The organism is Streptomyces tardus (assembly GCF_018101125.2).
Classification (GTDB): domain Bacteria; phylum Actinomycetota; class Actinomycetes; order Streptomycetales; family Streptomycetaceae; genus Streptomyces; species Streptomyces tardus.
The window spans coordinates 2,418,907-2,432,624 of the sequence record NZ_JAELVF020000001.1 but is presented as its reverse complement, the minus strand read 5'-3'; the positions used below and the strand labels follow the sequence as shown (position 1 = coordinate 2,432,624).

Below are 13,718 nucleotides of genomic sequence, written 5' to 3'. Positions count from 1 at the left end.
CGGTCCGATGACTGCGGACACGCCGAACAGCCCCCGGTCGCGCGGGACTTCGGGCACCGCCGACGCCCCGGGCACAGGCGCCGCCGGTACGGGCGCCGCGGGTACGGGCGCCGCGGGTACGGCCGGTGCCGGTGTGCAGACGCCGGTGGCGATCGTCGGGATGGGTGCCTTCTTCCCCGGCGCCCGCGATCTGGCCGCCTACTGGCGCAACATCGTCGGGGGCGTCGACGCGATCAGCGAGGTGCCGGCCGACCGCTGGGGCGCGGAGTTCTACGAGCCCGACGGCGGCGCGGACGCGGACGCCCGACGGGCGGACCGGGTGTACTGCCGACGCGGCGGATTCTGCGACCAGGACACCGAGTTCGACCTCGCGCGCCTGGGGATCATGCCGAAGTCGATCCCCGGCACCGAGCCGGACCAGCTCATCGCGCTCCAGGTCGCCCACGACTCGCTGCTCGACGCGGGCGGCGACATCCTGCCCGAGGACCGTCAGCGGGTCGGCGTCATCCTCGGACGCGGCGGCTACCTCACGCCCGGACTGGTGCGGCTGGACCAGCGGGTGCGCACCGCGAACCAGCTGGTCAGCACATTGCGCGAGCTGCTGCCCGACGTCGACGAGGGCCGGTTGGAGACGGTGCGCACCGCCTTCCACGACCGACTCGGCCCGGAGCAGCCCGAGTCGGCGATCGGCCTGGTCCCGAACCTGGCCGCCTCCCGGCTGGCGAACCGGCTCGACCTGCGCGGGCCCGCGTACACCGTCGACGCGGCCTGCGCCTCCTCGCTGGTCGCGGTCGACCACGCGGTGCGCGAACTCTCCTCCGGCCGCTGCGACGTGATGCTCGCCGGCGGCGTCCACCACTGCCACGACATCACCCTGTGGAGCGTGTTCAGCCAGCTCGGCGCGCTCTCCCCCAGCCAGCGCATCAGTCCTCTCAGCGCGGACGCGGACGGTGTGCTGATCGGCGAGGGCACCGGCATCGTCGTGCTCAAGCGGCTGGCCGACGCCGAGCGCGACGGCGACCGGGTGTACGCGGTGATCTCCGGTACCGGCGTGGCGAGCGACGGACGTTCGGCGAGCCTGCTCAACCCGGACCCCGGTGGCCAGGTACGAGCCGTCACCCAGGCGTGGGAGGCGGCCGGCCTCGACCCGGCGGCGCCGGACTCGATCGGTCTGCTGGAGGCGCACGGTACGGCCACCCCGGCCGGCGACCGTGCCGAACTGACCACGCTGGCAACGGTGTTCGGCCCCGCCGCGCCGCAGGACGGGACCGGCGAGGAGGCGGTGCGCCCGGCGATCGGCTCGGTGAAGTCGCAGATCGGGCACGCCATGCCGGCGGCCGGTGTCGCCGGTCTGATCAAGGCGGCGCTCGCCGTCCACCACGAGACGCTGCCGCCGACCCTGCACTGCGAGCAGCCGCACGAGGCGCTGGGCTCGACCAGGTTCGCGCCGCTCGCCGAGGCACGACCGTGGACCGCACCGGCCAGTGGCGCACCGCGTCGCGCCGGGGTCAACGCGTTCGGCTTCGGCGGTATCAACGCACACGTCGTACTGGAGCAGCCGGCCCGTGCCGCCGCTGCCGCCCCGCCCGCCGCCGCGCCGTCGGCGGATCGGAGCGCGCCCGCCGTGGTCGTCAGCGAGCCTGAGCCGGTGCTGCGGCTCGCCGCGCCGACCACCGAGGCGCTGGCCGAGCTGCTCGACGCCGACGACGCCACCGTGCTGGCGCGCGGCCTGGCGACACGGCAGACCGGGGACGGGCTGCCCGTACGGCTGGGCATCGTCGCGCCGGACGCGCGGCGGCTGAAGCTGGCCCGCAGGGCTGTCGCCAAGGGCAAGCCGTGGCGCGGACGCACCGATGTGTGGTTCAGCCCGCAGCCCCTGCTCGGCAAGCTCGGCGGCGGCCGTACCGCCTTCGTCTTCCCCGGGCTGGAAGCGGAGTTCGAGCCGCAGGTCGCGGAGCTGGCCGCGCACTTCGGCCTGCCCTGGACGCTCGACGCCGACTCCTCCGTCGGCGACGTCGGCCGGCACGGAAAGGCCGTCTTCCAGCTGGGCCGGCTGCTGGACGCGGCGCTGCGCCGCATCGGTGTCGTACCGGACGCCGTGGCGGGCCACAGCGTCGGCGAGTGGACTGCGATGGCCGCCGGCGGAATCCACGCGGCGGACGAGGTCGACGCCTTCCTGGAAGCCTTCGAACCGGACGCGCTGAACGTCCCCGGTGTCGCCTTCGGTGTGCTCGGTATGCCCGCCGAGCGGGTGCTGGAGGAGCTGGCCGGACGCGAGGACGTCGTGCTCTCGCACGACAACGCGCCCAACCAGGCGATGGTCTGCGGCCCCGAGGAGGCGGTGCAGGAGCTGGTGCTCAGGATGCGCGCCCAGGGCGTCATCAGCCAGGTCCTGCCGTTCCGCTCGGGTTTCCACACCCCGATGCTGGCGCCGTACCTCGACCCGATCCGGGCCGCCGCCGACACCTACACGCTCAACCCGCAGCAGACGCCGGTCTGGTCGGCGACGCTGGCCGCGCCGTACCCGCGTGAGGCGGACGCCGTACGGGAGTTGTTCGTACGCCATCTGCTGGAGCCGGTGCGTTTCCGGCTGATGATCGAGGCGATGCACCGGGACGGGTTCCGCGCGTTCCTGACGCTCGGCGCGGGCCAGATCGGCTCGCTGATCGACGACACCCTCGCCGGCCACGACCGGCTGGTGGTACCCGCGCACGTCGGCGCCCGCGACAGCCTGGCGCAGCTGCGCCGGGTCGCCACCGCGCTGTGGGTGGACGGCGGCTCACCGGACGTGACCCCGCTGCCCGCCCTCGCCGGCGACCGCACCGCACGGGCCGGCGCCACGGTTCCGGCCGCCGCGACCACGACGACCACCGCCGGCACGCGGGCCGCGTCGACCCACGGCGTACGTCCGACGGTTCGGCTGGACCTCGGCGGTCCGCTGGTCTCGCTGCCGCCGCAGTCCAGGGGCGTGCTCGGCGAGCGCCGCAGCCGTCCGGCAGTCGGCGCGACCGGCGGTGGGAGCGGGGAGAGCGGCGCGCTGGCCGAACTCGCGGACCGGGCCGACAGGTTCCCGCTCGCGGGTGAGCTGGCGGCGCTGCTGGAGGACACCGCGTCCGTCGCGGGCGAGCTGATCGAGGCCGGCCGCGCCCGTTCGGCGGGTCAGCCCGTACGAGCCGTACCGGCCCCGGCACGACAGCCCGTACACCCCGGCGAGCCCGGCCAGCCCGTACAGCGGTCGGCCCGGCAGCCCGCGCAGCCCGCGCAGCCGCCGCGCCCCGGCGCGGCCGGCGGGTCGCCCGCCGCGACGCACCCCACCGAACTGCGGGTGGACGTCGACCGGATGCCCTATCTGCTCGACCACTGCTTCTTCCGGCAGCGCCCCGGCTGGCCCGACGAGGGCGACCGCTGGCCGATCGTGCCGGCCACCACCGTCATCACCCATCTGATGCGGTTCGCCGAGCAGGCCGCGCCCGGCACCCGGGCGGTCGCGGTGCACGACGTACGGCTGCTGCAGTGGATCGAGGCGATCCCCTCCCGCACACTGCCCGTCACCGTCGAGCGCACGGCCGCCGACCGCATGGTGGTCGGTCTGACCGGGTACAGCCAGGCGACCGTCGAACTGGCCCCAACCGCTGCCGGGTTCGAGCACTCGGATGGCGAACAGGCGCCCGCCCCCTGGCAGTTCGCGCCCGAGAGCGAGCATGTTCCGCAGTTCACGGCCGAACGCCTCTACAGCGAGCGCTGGATGTTCCACGGCCCGCTCTTCCAGGGGGTCGAGAGACTCACCGCGATCGGCGAACGCCATGTGCGCGGTGACCTCGTCTCGCTCTCCACACCCGGCGCGCTGCTGGACAACGTCGGCCAGCTGCTCGGCTTCTGGATCATGGACACGCTCACCGAGCGCACCACCGTGTTCCCCGCGGGCATGCGCCGGATCCGTTTCCACGGGCCGCAGCCGGCGCCCGGCGAACGTCTCGAATGCCTGATCCGCATCACCGATCTCACCGACAACTCCCTGACCGCGGACATGCAGCTGGTCCACCGGGGCCGGGTGTGGGCGGAGTTCGACGGCTGGACGGACCGCCGCTTCGACACCGACCCCGGTATCCGCGCGGTGGACCGCTTCCCCGGCCACCACACGCTCTCCCAGATCGAGCCGGAGGGCTGGACCGCCGTCCACGAGCGGTGGCCCGACCTGGCCACGCGCGGGCTGATCATGCGCAACGTCTGCGGCTCCGCCGAACGGGCGGCGTACGAGGAGCTCGCGCCGACCCGTCGCCGCCGCTGGCTGCTCGGCCGGATCGCCGCCAAGGACGCGGTGCGCGAACTGCTCTGGCGGGAGGCCGCCGAGGCCGGGCGCGGCAGCGGCGAGAGCGACCGCGAGGAGATCTACCCGGCCGAGGTCGCCCTCGCCAACGACGCCACCGGCCGCCCATACGCGAGCGGGGTGCACGGCCGCAAGCTGGGCGAACTGACCGTCTCGATCGCGCACTGCGGCGAGACCGGGGTCGCGATCGCCTCGCGCGGCCCGGTCGGCATCGACCTGGAGGAGGTCGTCGAACGCCCGCGCGCCACGCGGGAGTTGGCGTGCACCGAGGCCGAACTCGTACTGCTCGACGCTCTGGTGGCAGCCGGCGCGGACGGCGAGGCCCTGTGGTTCACCCGGTTCTGGGCCGCCAAGGAGGCCGTCGCGAAGGCTCGCGGCACCGGGCTCGGCGGCCGGCCCCAGGACTTCGAGGTACGCGCACACGATGCGGGCACCGGGGTGCTGACGGTCCTCGCGGGCGGTGCCTCCCACCACGTCCGCACCCGGGAGCTGCGCAACCCACCGGGCCTTCCGGACCGCGGGTACGTCGTCGCCTGGACCTCGGCCGACGGCTCCCTGGCCGCACCACCGCACGCCCCCACACCCAACCGCTCGACCACGGGAGACGCACGATGACCACGGAGAGGGCGCTGACGCCCGACGCGGACCAGATCCTGGCCGACATCACCGGCATGCTGCGGACCCTGCTGGAGGAGTACGGGTTCGACGACGCCGAGATCACCCGTGAGACCACGTTCCACCACGATCTGGAGCTGGAGAGCATCGACCTGGTCACGCTCTCCGGCCAGCTGCGCGAGCGTTTCGGCGACCGGATCAACTTCGCCGAGTTCATCGCCGACCTGGAGCTGGAGCAGATCATCGAGCTGACCATCGGCGAGCTCGTCGACTTCGTCGTCGACTCCCTCAACCGCGTCGAAGCGGAGGGCTGAGCGATGGCCAAACTCGCCACCCGCACCATCCGCACCCATGTCCAGCGGCTGGACGCGGTGCGCGATCCCGGCGCGCAGGGCGAGCCGCCCGTGGTCGTCTTCGTCCACGGGCTGCTCACCGACAGCCTGGCCAGCTACTACTTCACGCTCGGCCCCGCCTTCGCCCAGGCCGGGGTGGACGTGATCATGTACGACCTGCGCGGTCACGGCCGCAGCGACCGGCCGGCCGCCGGGTACCGGCTCGACGACTTCGTCGAGGACCTGGCCGCGCTCCTGGAGTCGCTCGGCGAGGAGCGTCCGGTGCACGTCGTCGGCAACTCCTTCGGCGGCACCGTCGCCACCGCGCTCGCCGCCTGGCACCCCGAGCGCGTCGCCACCGCCGTGATGATCGAGTCCGAGCCGCCGGTGCGGGTGTGGACCGAGCACATGGCCGAAGGGCTCGGCGACGCCAAGCGGCAGCTGTGCAAGGACGAGGTGATCGACTGGATCTCCGCCCAGCACGGCACCCACACCGCCAAGTTGTCGCGCAACGCCAGCCGGATCCTCCAGTCGACGACCCTGGCCGAGGAGGTCTCCACCGGCTCGGTCGTCGACGACGAACTGAGCGCGCTGCGCTGCCCGGTGCTGGCCATCTTCGGTTCCGAGAGCGGACTGAGCGCCCAGGTCCCGGAGCTGGAGGCCAAGCTGGACGCCTGCCGCACCGTGGTGCTGCCGGACCAGGGACACTCGGTGCTGGTCGAACGCACCGAGGAGACACGCGAGTTGATCCTCCAGTGGGTCGCCGACCACCACGCCCGGACTCCGGCCGCGAGCACGAGGGCCGGATGACCTCCCACGACGGGTTCCGGGCGCACCTCCGACAGCGGTGGCGGCGCGTCCGGACGAAGGAGGACCAGCGGTGAGCCGCCACCTGTTCGTCGTCCCTCCCCTGACCGGGCACATCAACCCGCTGCGCGGTGTCGCCGACCGGCTCGCCGCCGACGGGCACCAGGTCGCCTGGGCCGGACACGTACCGCTGCTCCGCGAACTCCTCGGTCCACAGGCGCAGTTGTACGACTGCGCGGGCCCGGGCGATCTGACGCGCCCCCCGGACCTGCTCGGCCCCGCGGCGTTCAGGTTCCTCTGGGAGGAGTTCTTCGTACCGCTCGCCGACGCCATGGCCCCGGGTGTGGCGGCGGCCGTCGAGGCGTTCGCGCCGCAGGTGGTGGTGAGCGACCAGCACGCGGTCGCCGGCGCGCTGGTCGCCGAACGCCACGGGCTGCCCCTGTTCACCTCCTCGACGACCTCCGCCGAACTGATCGATCCGCTGTCCTCCATGCCCAAGGTGGCCGCCTGGCTCGGCGACATGCTCGACGGTCTGCGCGAGCGCCACGGCGACACCCGCGCACACCACGACCCGCGCTTCTCCCCGCACGGCGTCATCGCCTTCACCACGGCCGCGTTCCTGGGCCCCGACGTGGAGATGCCCCACGAGCGGGTGCATCTGGTGGGCCCGGCCATCGCCCCGCGCGCCTCCGACGCCGACTTCCCCTGGGAGTGGCTGGAGGAGGACGGGCGACGGACCGTGCTGGTCTCCCTCGGCACCGCCAACGACGACGCCGGAAGCCGCTTCCTGCACGAGGCCGTCACCGCGCTGGAGAGCCTGGCGGCACGGGTGCGCGGCATCGTCGTCGACCCTGCCGGCGTACTCCCCTCCGAGCTGCCGGAGAACGTGCTGGCGCTGCCCCGGGTGCCCCAACTCCCGTTGCTGGAGAGGCTGGACGCGGTGGTCTGCCACGGCGGGCACAACACGGTGTGCGAGTCGCTCTGGCACGGCGTACCGCTGGTGGTCGCCCCGATCCGGGACGACCAGCCGATCGTGGCCGGCCTGGTCACCGGGGCGGGCGCAGGCGTCCGGGTGCGTTTCACCCGCGTCGACGCGGCGCGGCTGGCGAAGTCGATCGACGCCGTGCTGGACGCCTCGGGCGGCCACGCCGCCGCCGCACACCGGATCGGCGAGACCTTCCGCGCCGCGGGCGGGGTGCGCCGGGCCGCCGGGATCCTCGCGGAGGCCGCCCGCTGAGGCGCCCACCGGGTCGCCGGGGCCGTACCCACCGGGTCGCACCCGCCGGATCGCCCGGGCCGTACCCGCCCGGCCGTACCCGCCCGGGGCCCGTACCCGCCCGGCCCGTACCCGCACGCCAGACCGCTGGGCCGCTCAACTCCCTTGAGCGGCCCCGCGGTCTGGGTGGTGCGTCGTACCCGTCACGGCCGTACGGGCTTCCCCCGCACTAGGCCGTGTCTTCAAAGTAGCGTCGTCCGCCGCCAGGCGGGCGTGGGGGGCGTGGGGGGTCTGGTGCGGTGCATCGCAAGGCGGAGGGAGGAAAGCGCAGCGGGCTGCGCTGACGACCGACAACGCGGCGAGGTGCCGCACCAGGGCACTCCACGCAGACGGGACTTTGAAGACACGGCCTAGCGTCGGTCAGCCTGGGGCCGGTCGTCCCCCACCGCCGCTCCCGCCTTGGACAGCGACACCTCCGGCAGCTCGCCGGGGGCCGGCCCGGTACGCGCCGACTGGTCCGTACGCGCCGACTCCGCCCGCGACTCCTCGACCAGCCGCTGCGAGCCGCTGGTCGTCTTCAGCGGCTTCTCCTTGAGGAAGAGCACCGCGACCAGAGCGAGCGCCGCGAACGGCGTGGCCAGCAGGAAGAGTTCGGAGGTGCCGGCGGCGTACGCGTTCTCCACGACCTCGCGCACCGGTCCCGGCAGTTCGGCCAGGTTCGGGACCGCGCCGTGGCCGCCGGCGCCCTCGGCACCGGCCGGAAGTCCGGCGCCGATGTCCTCGGCGACCCGGGCGGCGAGGACGGCGCCCAGCACGCTGGTGCCGACCGTGCCGCCCATGCTGCGGAAGAAGGAGACCACCGAGGTCGCCGAGCCGAGGTAGCGGGCCGGTACGTCGTTCTGCGCGACCAGGACGAGGTTCTGCATCAGCATGCCGAGACCGAAGCCCAGCAGCGCCATGTACAGGCTCAGCTGCCAGTACGCGGTGTCGGCCTCGATGGTGGCGAGCAGCCCCATGCCCGCCGTCATGATCGCGGCACCGGAGACGACGAAGATCTTCCACCGGCCCGTGGCACTGATGATCTGTCCGGCGCCGGTCGAGGAGACCAGCAGGCCGAAGATCATCGGCAGGCTCATCAGACCCGACTCGGTCGGCGACTTGCCGAGCGCCAGCTGGAAGTACTGCGTGAGGAAGACCGTGCCGCCGAACATCGCCACACCGACGAAGAGGCTGGCGACCGTCGCGAGCGTCACCGTACGGCTGCGGAAGATGCCCAGCGGGATGATCGGCTCCGCCACCCGCGTCTCCACGTAGACCGCCAGGCCCAGCATGGCCACACCGAGCGAGGTGAGGGCGGCGGTCTGCCAGGAGGCCCAGTCGAAGGAGTTGCCCGCCAGCGAGGTCCAGATCAGCAGCGCGGAGACACCGCCCACGATCAGGAACGCGCCCAGGTAGTCGACCTTCGCGTCCGGCCTGCGCACCGTCGGCAACTTCAGCGTGCGCTGGAGAAGGATCACCGACACCAGCGCGAACGGCACCCCGATGAAGAAGCACCAGCGCCAGCCGAGCCACGGGGTGTCGACCAGCACGCCGCCGACCAGCGGGCCGATGACCGTGCCCACCGCGAACACCGAACCGAAGACGCCCGCGTACTTTCCGAGCCTGCGCGGCGGCACGATCGCGGCCATCACCACCTGGACCAGCGCGGTCAGACCGCCCGCGCCGATGCCCTGCACCACGCGGCTGAAGATCAGCATCTCCACGCCCTGCGAGAGCCCCGCGAGTATGGAGCCCAGTACGAAGACCCCCAGCGAGAGCTGGAGCAGCAACTTCTTGTTGTAGAGGTCGGAGAGCTTGCCCCACAGCGGCACCGTCGCGGTCATCGCCAGCAGCTCGGAGGTGACGACCCAGGTGTACGCGGACTGCGTCGCGCCGAGGTCGGCGACGATGCGCGGCAGCGCGTTCGCGACGACCGTACCGGCCAGGATCGCGACGAACATACCGGCCATCAGCCCGGACATCGCCTGCAGGATCTGCCGGTTGGTCATCGCCGTCGGGCCCTCCTCCACCGCGGTCGGCGGCAGCGGGTCCGGTGGCAGCCGGTCCGGGGGCGGTGAATCGTCCCTCGTATGTGTTGCGGTCACGGTGTCCTCTTCGTGGTTCGGTCGCGCCCGGAGGCGTGAGTCTGCGTCGCGCCCGGAGGCGGGGAGGGTCTGCCGGCCTGCTGGTCTGCTGGTCTGCTGGTCTGCCGGTCTGCTGGTCGTCGGCCGGTCCTCGGCTGCGCCCCCGTCGCACTTGCGGTGACGCCGCCCCGTACGCGCCGGCCACGGAGCCGCTCCCCTCCGGGCCGTACGCCCCCGGTTCGCGCCGTGCGGTGCGTGCGGTGCCGTGCGTGGTGGTGCGGTGCCGTGCGTGGTGGTGCCGTGCGTGGTGGTGCCGTGCCGTGCGTGGTGGGCCTGGGCGAGCGGTCGGTACCGGGGCGGGTACCTGCCGGCCGCCGGCCCCTCGCCGCGGTCGCCGGCCTCGTCGCGGTCGGCGCCCCCTCGCCGCCGACCACCGGCCGGCTTACACGGCCGGATTCCTCAGTCCGGCGGCCAGCTGGTCGAACACCTTGCGGAAGACGTCCTGGAACCGGTCCCGCTCGGTGTGCGCGCACCAGTGCTGCAAGGCGACCCGCGCCGCCGTGGAGGCCATCGCCGCGAGCATCTTGGAGTAGAGGTCGAGCTGCCGGTCCATCGCCATGATCTGGTCCAGCTGCGAGACCGAGCAGTCCTTCGAACGGATCGACGGTGACGCCGCCGGCTGCACCGGCGGAGCCGCCCCCCGGCGCTCGGCGATCGCTGCCGCGAGCCCGCGCTCGTCCCACATGTGCGCGCCCATGCTGCGCGCCAGCAGCCGGGGCGAGCGGTGCAGCACCTGGGCACGCAGCCGCCACAGCTCCTGCTGCTCCTCGATGTCCGCCAACTCCTCGGCCAGTACGTCCCGTACGGCCTCCAGCGCGGACAGCTCGGCGGGCGCGGCCAGCACCGCCTCGCGCAGGCGGGCCGCGCTCTCGTTGTCGATCATGACGAAGGCGTCGTCATGACTGTCGAAGTAGTTGAAGAAGGTCCTCGGCGAGACTCCGGCGGCCTCGCTGATGGCCTCCACGGTCACGTTCTCCGCGCCGTGCTCGGCCGCGAGCCGAACCGCCGCACCGGCGAGCGCGTCCCGCGTCGCCCGCTTCTTCCGTTCCCGGAGCCCCAGCTTCTCCGCCGCACCATTCACACCTTGCACGGTACGCAAGTTTGCAGACCCTGCAAAATTGTTTCGGAAGCCTTTCCCTTCCCTTTGCCACCCGCGTGACCCGCCTCACGCGGGAGTGCGCGGGCGTACGCGGGGAGCGCCTCGGGAGCGCGGGGCCGTACGGCCGACTCGGCGTCGGGCACGGCGCAACCCGCCAGGCAGCGGCGCGAGTTCACCACCCGCGCGGCTCGGCCGCTTCGAGGCCTGCGGGTGTGCAGTCGGCCAGCAGCGAGACGAAGACGACGGGGCGGGCGGACCAGCTGAGCGCCGTCCCGCCCAGCCGCGCCCCGAAGTCGTACGCCTCACCGGACTTCAACCGCATCACGGCCTCCCACTGCCCGTACTCCAGCCAGGCGTGCACCCGCGCACCCTCGGCGACCCCGAGGCCGTACGCCAGTGTCCGCACGGACGCCCGTATCCACACCAACGCCCCCTCGGGGGTGTCGGCCCGGCCCGCCCGTACCTTCGCCTCCCGGCCGTCCACCGCCGCCGTCCACGCGGTCAGCTCGCACCACCATCCCCGCCGCACCAGCCCGCTCACGGTCACGCGCGCCCCCGATCCGCGCCGCCCGCAGCCGGGCCGGCCTCGGAGTCGGGGACTGCCGGGGAGCGGACGGGGGCCAGGGAGCGGACGACGGCGGGGGCGGCGGCCGGTTGAAGAGTTGTCGACACGCTTGCGACCTCCCGAGACGGTCCCCCACCACCCACTACGGACACAACCAGTCAACAACCTGCTACTTACGGCTACTTGCACGCATATTGCACAAGCCTGTGTCGGGAGCGGCAGGCGGTGTCACGATGGCCGCGTCAGGGCCGACGACTCGCAGAGGAGTCAAGAGATGGGCACCTCAACGCTCGCGCCGGGAGCCAACGTTGCCGCGCTCCGGCACGCCCGCGGCCTCTCCCAGGCGGCGCTCGCCAGGAGAGCCGCGATCTCCGTCTCACTGCTGAGCAAGGCCGAGGTCGGCGCCAGAGCCCTGACGCCCACGACGGCGGCGGCACTCGCCCGCGCGCTCGGGGTGACGATGGCCGAGGTGCTCGGCCGGACCCCGCCGAGCCGGGGCAACGAGGCGCTGCTGTACGAGCTGCGCTCGGCCGTGCGCGACTACGACCGGCCGCGCGGCACGCGGGTGGAGGCAGACCGGATCAGCGCCGCGCTGGCGAGGGCCGACACGCTGCGCAACGACGTCGACATCGCCGGACTGCTGGTCGTACTCCCCCAGTTGCTCAGGGACGTCACCGACCACGCCTTCGCCGAGAACACCTCCGAAAGCTGGATGGCCGTCGCGAACGTCTACAGCAGCGTCTACTGGATCTCGGCACGCCATCGCTGGATGGACCTGGCGGAACTCGCCGTCACCCGCCAGCGGTGGGCGGTGCGCCAGAAGCCCAATCCGCTCGGCGAGGCCATCGCGGCCCGGGACCGGGCCGGCGCCTACCTCAACGGCGGCGACTTCGAGGGCGGCCTGCACATCGTCGAACGCGCGATCGCCCGAGCACAGACGCAGCTCTCCGGCCCCCAGCGCGCCTTCGCCGTGGGGATGCTCGACCTGCGCGGCATGACGCTCGCCGGCAGGCTCCACGACAAGCGCGAGGGGCAGCGGGCGGCCGAACGCCACATCCGGTCCGCCCGGGAGGCGGCCCAGGTCGTGGGCGAGGACGTGCGGTGCCACAGCATGATCTTCGGCCCCGGCAACACCGCGACCCACGAACTGGCCACCCGGCTCGACCTGGGCCGGCCCGACGAGGCGCTGCGGGTGGCGGGCTCGGCGCACTTCGCCGAGGTGCTCGCCGGGCTGCCGCCCACCCGCATCTCGCCCACCCACATCAACATCGCGCGGGCGCGGCTGGATCTGGGCGACCGCGACGGCGCACTGGACGATCTGACGACGGCCTGGCGCACGGCACCGCAGATGGCTCGTATCCATCCCATGGGCCGGGAGATCTTCCGCGTCGTGGCCTCCCTCCACCGGCGCAGCAACGCCAAGCTGATGGCGCTCTCCCGGATGTCGGGACTGGCGGTCTGACCCCGGCGCCCTCCGGGCTCACGACCCGGGGGCGTGCGGGACACGACCCGGGGGCGTGCGGGGGTTGGCCCCCGGGGAAAGTCGGGGGCTTCCCGGATGGGCCGGCGGTGGGGCGGTCCGTACCGTGGTCCGGGACGGCCGGGCGAACGCGCGCAACCGTCGAAGCGCGTTCGCGGGCGCCAGGGCTCACCACGGTCCACCACCAGCGGTACGGTCGGCACCGCCGAGGACGCCCGCACCGCGCGCACCGCCCGCACCGCGCACAGACACCCGCACACACCCGCACACACCCGCACCCAACGCACGCGTCACGACCGGCCAACCGCCGCTGAAACGGGGAACCTCCATGCGCTCGCTGTCCCGCGCTCTCGCACTCGTCGCCGTCACCGCCCTCACCGCCGGCGGGTTGAGCGCCTGCCTGTGGGATTCGGAGTCCTTCGACGACCAGTCGCGCCACGAGGAGAAGATCACCGCCGTCCGGATGGACCTCGCATCGGGTGACGTCACGCTGCGCGGCTCCAGGGCCGACTCGGAGATCTCCGTACGGCGTTCGGTGGAGTACCGGGGCGACCGGCCGAAGGACGCGACGCACCGGATCGAGGACGGCGTACTGGTGCTCGGCGGCTGCGGCGACGACTGCTCCGTCGACTACACCGTCGAGCTGCCGGCCGGTCTGCCGGTGAGCGGCGAGACCTCCAACGGGTCGCTGAGCTTCTCGCGGGTGGGCGAGGTGCGGGTGAGCACCGGTTCCGGCGGCATCAGCCTGAACCGGGTGTCCGGTACGGCGCGGGTCAGGACCTCCAACGGCAGCGTCAAGGGGCGCGAGCTGGCCGGAAAGGGCGTCAACGCCCAGTCGGCCAACGGCAACATCGACCTCGTGTCGACCCGGACGCAGAACATCGACGCGACGACCTCCAACGGCAACGTCGCGGTGACCGTTCCCGAGGGCCGGTACGCGGTGACCGCCAAGACCTCCCGGGGCGACACCGACGTCGACGTGACCGACGACCCGGACGCCGGCCACTGGATCCACGCCGGCAGCAGCAACGGCAACATCGAGCTCCGTACCGCCCGCTGAGCCGCGGCGCCGTACACGGACGCGGAGACGGCGT

Annotated in this window: 9 protein-coding genes; 6 read left to right on the top strand and 3 right to left on the bottom strand. The window is 73.2% G+C overall.

The features are described 5' to 3' along the window. Positions 1-7 precede the first annotated feature (7 nt). The 4 genes from JGS22_RS10405 (at position 8) to JGS22_RS10390 (ending at position 7,318) form a co-directional block, all read left to right on the top strand. Entirely contained in the window at positions 8-4,942 is a 4,935-nt protein-coding gene (locus JGS22_RS10405; protein WP_211041659.1) for a type I polyketide synthase, read from the top strand. Beyond that, a complete protein-coding gene (locus JGS22_RS10400) occupies positions 4,939-5,256 on the top strand; it encodes an acyl carrier protein (protein WP_211041658.1) in 318 nt (105 codons plus the stop codon). The genes JGS22_RS10405 and JGS22_RS10400 overlap by 4 nt, the downstream gene beginning before the upstream one ends. A gap of 3 nt (positions 5,257-5,259) precedes the next feature. After that, positions 5,260-6,084, top strand: a complete 825-nt coding sequence (locus JGS22_RS10395) for an alpha/beta fold hydrolase (protein ID WP_211041657.1) — start codon at positions 5,260-5,262, stop codon at positions 6,082-6,084. Between the two features lie 70 nt (positions 6,085-6,154). Next, entirely contained in the window at positions 6,155-7,318 is a 1,164-nt protein-coding gene (locus JGS22_RS10390; RefSeq protein WP_211041656.1) for a glycosyltransferase, read from the top strand. Positions 7,319-7,707: 389 nt separating this feature from the next. Here JGS22_RS10390 and JGS22_RS10385 read toward each other — a convergent pair whose 3' ends face one another. The 3 genes from JGS22_RS10385 to JGS22_RS10375 all read right to left on the bottom strand — a co-directional run bounded on the left by JGS22_RS10385 (position 7,708) and on the right by JGS22_RS10375 (position 11,126). Further along, positions 7,708-9,345 (bottom strand): MDR family MFS transporter, encoded by a 1,638-nt coding sequence (locus JGS22_RS10385; protein WP_211041661.1) that lies wholly within the window; start codon positions 9,343-9,345, stop codon positions 7,708-7,710. A 517-nt stretch (positions 9,346-9,862) separates the two neighbouring features. Then, positions 9,863-10,570, bottom strand: coding sequence for a TetR/AcrR family transcriptional regulator (locus JGS22_RS10380; RefSeq protein WP_372454224.1), 708 nt, complete (start codon positions 10,568-10,570; stop codon positions 9,863-9,865). Between the two features lie 181 nt (positions 10,571-10,751). Beyond that, positions 10,752-11,126, bottom strand: a complete 375-nt coding sequence (locus JGS22_RS10375; RefSeq protein ID WP_211041654.1) for a hypothetical protein — start codon at positions 11,124-11,126, stop codon at positions 10,752-10,754. A 292-nt stretch (positions 11,127-11,418) separates the two neighbouring features. Here JGS22_RS10375 and JGS22_RS10370 point away from each other — a divergent pair, with 292 nt between their 5' ends. Together JGS22_RS10370 and JGS22_RS10365 are read left to right on the top strand one after the other, a co-directional pair. Further along, complete coding sequence (locus JGS22_RS10370; protein ID WP_211041653.1) at positions 11,419-12,606, top strand: helix-turn-helix domain-containing protein; 1,188 nt, start codon at positions 11,419-11,421, stop codon at positions 12,604-12,606. 346 nt (positions 12,607-12,952) lie between these two features. Further along, entirely contained in the window at positions 12,953-13,684 is a 732-nt protein-coding gene (locus JGS22_RS10365) for a DUF4097 family beta strand repeat-containing protein (RefSeq protein ID WP_211041652.1), read from the top strand. The last annotated feature ends 34 nt before the right edge of the window (positions 13,685-13,718 follow it).